At 46.9% G+C, this 3,878-nt stretch carries 5 protein-coding genes; 4 read left to right on the top strand and 1 reads right to left on the bottom strand.

Annotated elements, in window-relative coordinates; genetic code table 11:
- Positions 1-113: 113 nt before the first annotated feature.
- Entirely contained in the window at positions 114-920 is an 807-nt protein-coding gene (locus B3180_RS12700) for an AraC family transcriptional regulator (RefSeq protein WP_278358540.1), read from the bottom strand.
- A gap of 107 nt (positions 921-1,027) precedes the next feature.
- Between B3180_RS12700 and B3180_RS12695 the strand changes: the two genes are divergently transcribed.
- The 4 genes from B3180_RS12695 (at position 1,028) to B3180_RS12680 (ending at position 3,840) form a co-directional block, all read left to right on the top strand.
- A complete protein-coding gene (locus tag B3180_RS12695) occupies positions 1,028-1,411 on the top strand; it encodes a DUF3224 domain-containing protein (protein ID WP_126752676.1) in 384 nt (127 codons plus the stop codon).
- Positions 1,412-1,799: 388 nt separating this feature from the next.
- On the top strand, positions 1,800-2,597 hold the full coding sequence (locus B3180_RS12690) for a substrate-binding domain-containing protein (protein WP_278355338.1): 798 nt from the start codon (positions 1,800-1,802) through the stop codon (positions 2,595-2,597).
- A gap of 135 nt (positions 2,598-2,732) precedes the next feature.
- Complete coding sequence (locus B3180_RS12685) at positions 2,733-3,329, top strand: DUF998 domain-containing protein (RefSeq protein ID WP_286844931.1); 597 nt, start codon at positions 2,733-2,735, stop codon at positions 3,327-3,329.
- A 73-nt stretch (positions 3,330-3,402) separates the two neighbouring features.
- Positions 3,403-3,840, top strand: coding sequence for a hypothetical protein (locus tag B3180_RS12680; RefSeq protein WP_278358542.1), 438 nt, complete (start codon positions 3,403-3,405; stop codon positions 3,838-3,840).
- The last annotated feature ends 38 nt before the right edge of the window (positions 3,841-3,878 follow it).

Genomic DNA, 3,878 nt, shown 5'->3' with positions numbered 1-3,878 from the left:
TTTGCGAGGTATGACCGCCTTTACAAACGGGGTGAAGGTATCGCAGTTTGTGATAGTTCCATCAAAGTCGAATAGGGCAATGTCCATACTTCTATCCCGTCGCCTTTTAGAGCTTAGCCATTCTTATGTCGATTTTCTGCATAGCCGTTGGGCGTCACACCTATTATCTCTTTGAAATCGCGAATAAGGTGGGACTGGTCCGTGTATTCAAGTTCCATAGCAACATCAAGGATATTTACTTCTCCTGCGTCAAGACGCTCAAGCACTCTGTGAAGGCGATATTTTCTTATTAGCCACTTTGCACTTAACCCAATATGTTCTCTGAAGTACCGTTGTATCATTCGCGGTGATAGTTCAGCACGCTCACTCAACTGAGACACTTTAACAATCGACTGTTCGTCTTTAATCAAACTAACCAGTTTTTGTACAGACCGCTGAGAGTCGCAAACTAACGTCTTATGTGGTGTAAGTCTTTTCTCGAGAATCTCACAAATTAAAGCATCGCTCTTTATAACCAACAAGCTAGCTAGTGCCTCTGTGAGGCGATCTCCAAAAATCTCGCCAGCATCAATTTCCTTATCAACGTATTCAACAAGCGGTAACGAGAGAACATGCTGAAGAGCTCCGAGCGAAAACTTAACACCTATGATTCTGTCTTTTCCGGACATCACATAATTGTAAACTTTGGTGACCGGTCCCACTACCTTAACCTTGTCATTACTAATGACAAGATGAAAGTTGGGATCGGGAACGTTCCTTTGCGTGTGTGTTTTATTTGCAGGGAGTTTCCAGTCGACTAACCAAAACTGATCGATAAAATCAGTTAATTCAAACTTGGGATAGTAACGGCGTAAACTGTAAAACTGCTGACTCTCTTGCTGGTGCAATACACCATTGATTTTAGATTGATTAATTTTCAAGTCTGAAGCTACTCTCAAAACCCTATGTCGCACTTTTACAATACCAGTTAACACGGATCATGGTAGTGTTGAATACCACTTAAGCAGAAATACTGGAAGATAATATTATGGAGCTCACAGGAACGTTTGAAATAACCAGTTGGCAGGAATCGGTAGAAAAGGAGCTTGCTAATGGTACGAAACTAAGCCGTGCTAACGTCAGACAATCCTATACTGGAAGCTTGTCAGGAGAGAGTGAACTGACGTATCAACTCTGTTATGACACTAGCGGTAATGCTGATTTTGTTGGCTTCGAAACAATTTCCATAAATACCCCAAATGAATTAGAGGTTATCGTTTTACAACACAATGGTTGTTTCAACAACGGTATTGCAACCAGCAAGTTCACTGTTGTCGAAAGCAGTCATGATAAGACACTTATTGGTTATGAGGGCTTCTTTCGTTCGAAAGAGAATGGTCAAGCAGACTATCAAATTAAAGGTCCTCTTTGAGCGATGAACGGACCTTCTGACTTTCAGTCAACTCCAACTAGTGACTAGCCGTCCCGTTATTCGAGAGTGTGGGTGTCGCTAGCGGTGCACGGCACATTCACGTCGGCAATATTGCGCGTTTTGTTGTTGTGTTGTGTATTTAAGTCGTTTACTGTCAATGACATAACAAAAAATTAAGGTTGGATATTGTGCGCTCGGTAGAGTGTAACTGAGCATGCTCAAATTGCCTTTGCTAACTCGGAACCTTTAAAATCAGGAATACCTGTTTGATCAGTAAGTTAACAACCGAAAACTATCAATTGGACGAGTTTCTAAATGCGCACGCACAATATACAAATGTTATGCCTCACAGCCAAGTTACAATCTCATTCAAATTAGGAGATAGAAAATGAAAATAGTTACCGTCATAGCACTCTTTTGTGCAGCAGCAGTTGTTCCGTCATTCGCTCAGACATCACTTTATGACCCATCAATCGAGCACGAGCCGAAGGATGGTGTCGTCAAACTGTATGGTGCTGGGGGGCCGAATACCGCCTTCAAAAAAGTCGCTGAGGTCTGGGAAAACCGTTCGGGTACCAAAGTGGAAATTATCGCCGGGCCTGAAAGCAGATGGTCTGCTGATGCGCAGGCAGATGCCGATATACTTTGGGGTACTTCGGAGCAGTCGATGACGGCATTCCTGCTAACCTACAAGACCTTCGACCCCAGCAAGGTCGAGCCGATCTATATCAGGCCCACCGTTATAGCCGTTAAGGCCGGCAACCCAAAGAATATTCAGGGCTTTGACGCGCTTCTAGTGGAAGGAATGAAAATCGTCGTTACGGAGGGCAAGGGCATCTACAACACCTCCGGAACTGGAACATGGGAAGACGTCGCCGGACGCATGGGCTCGCTGAATGACGTCGCGCAGTTTCGGAAGAATATCGTGTCGTACTCGCTCGGCTCTGGCGCCAGCTTCAATGCGTTCAAGGAGCTGGACGCTGATGCCTGGATTACCTGGCCGAACTGGCCAATCACGCACCCCGATGTATTGGAGCTTGTTCGCTTAGATGAAGGCCGAACGATCTGGCGAGATGTCAATGTAGTCATCTCACCTGACGCAGACCGTGAGGCGCAGATGTTCCTAGACTTTCTGGTTACCGAAGAAGCGCAAAAGATAATGGCCACCGAAGGGTGGCGGAGATAATCGCTATTTATTAGTTGCCCCATAATCCGATGCATAACAAGGCGCTGCACCGGACGGCAATTCCGCTGCGCTCCATTGCCGCCGGTGAGCTTAGTCGTTAGCTCGCTCACAAACTTCAACGCAGGGGGAAGGATTTTGAAGAACATTCTAGTCAAGCAAGCAGGTGCGATTCCGCTGGGTGCGATGCTTGTTCCAATTCTGTTAGCGTTTTTCTTGCCAGGCTACTCGTCAATCTCGCAGCACATCAGCGAGGTGGCGCTTCTTGACCATCCGATCGCCCTCATCCAAAGGGCAGCAGCCCTTATCACCGGCGTTTCGATAGCCTTGTTTGGCGCTTGGCTATTCCTAGCCAAAGGCTCCAAATTCACTGCTGTGACGGCCGTGGTGTTTGGAGCCAGCATGATCTCAAATGGGGTCTTTGTGATGGGCAGCCCACTCCACGGCCTGTACGGTCTTGGCTTCTTCATGGTTCTCGTTCCAGCCTTCTTTGCCACAGAGGTCGCACCGGTTGGCAGTCCGCTAAGAAACTTCTCCATGCTTGTTGCGCTTGTCATCATGCTTTACCTGTGGCTAATGCTTTCAGGCTTTGACCCACATGGGCTTCGCGGCCTGACTCAGCGTGTCGCGACGCTCATCATTTTTGGCTGGTATGCGGTTGCCAGTTACTCGCTGGTGCGCGGCATCAACTCTTCAACCACGCGGCCTGACAAGCATGCTGTGGCCGCGGGCTAACAATTCATTCAAGCCGATGCCGCTTCGCGGCTCGGTTTAATTCAGGCGTTATGCCTAAACGGAGTTTCTGAGTTTGAGCGAGAAAAATAATCACTACAAAGAGCTTATGAGCAGAATGAAGTCTGCCCATGAACAAGAGTTCTATCTCGAAGCATGCTGGTTTGCATATACCGTTCTAGAAGATCGGCTTTTGTCTGCTCTTAGGCAGTCGGGTGGAGCAACTTACGCCAATCATCGTCCAATTAGGATGCTAGGTAAAAAAATGCAGGAAATTCGGCAGCGAAAACGGAATGACCCATTACTGGCTGCTTACTTCAACGACCCTCTTATGGATCGTATCCATCAATGGAAAGAAGATCGGAACGACTTAACTCACGCAATGGCTGACGGTACTAAGTCAATGGCAGAAGTAGATAAATCTGCTTATCTGCTCAGTACATCTGGGGCAAAGCTAGTTAATGAAGTGTGTTCAGCGGCGAGGCGGCTAAAGAAAAATCGTGAAAAGGCATAACAAACCGCTCAAATACGTTCCGGCCACAAAAAGCGTGG

This window comes from Idiomarina sp. UBA4206, from assembly GCF_002383015.1.
Classification (GTDB): domain Bacteria; phylum Pseudomonadota; class Gammaproteobacteria; order Enterobacterales; family Alteromonadaceae; genus Idiomarina; species Idiomarina abyssalis.
The sequence above is the reverse complement of the archived record's forward strand: the minus strand, read 5'-3'. Positions and strand labels throughout refer to the sequence as shown.

What these genes read in the sequence shown, in the direction of transcription:
- B3180_RS12695 (WP_126752676.1), top strand. Translation starts at nt 1,028, where the DNA reads ATGGAGCTCACAGGAACGTTTGAAATAACCAGTTGGCAGGAATCGGTA.
- B3180_RS12690 (WP_278355338.1), top strand. Translation starts at nt 1,800, where the DNA reads ATGAAAATAGTTACCGTCATAGCACTCTTTTGTGCAGCAGCAGTTGTT.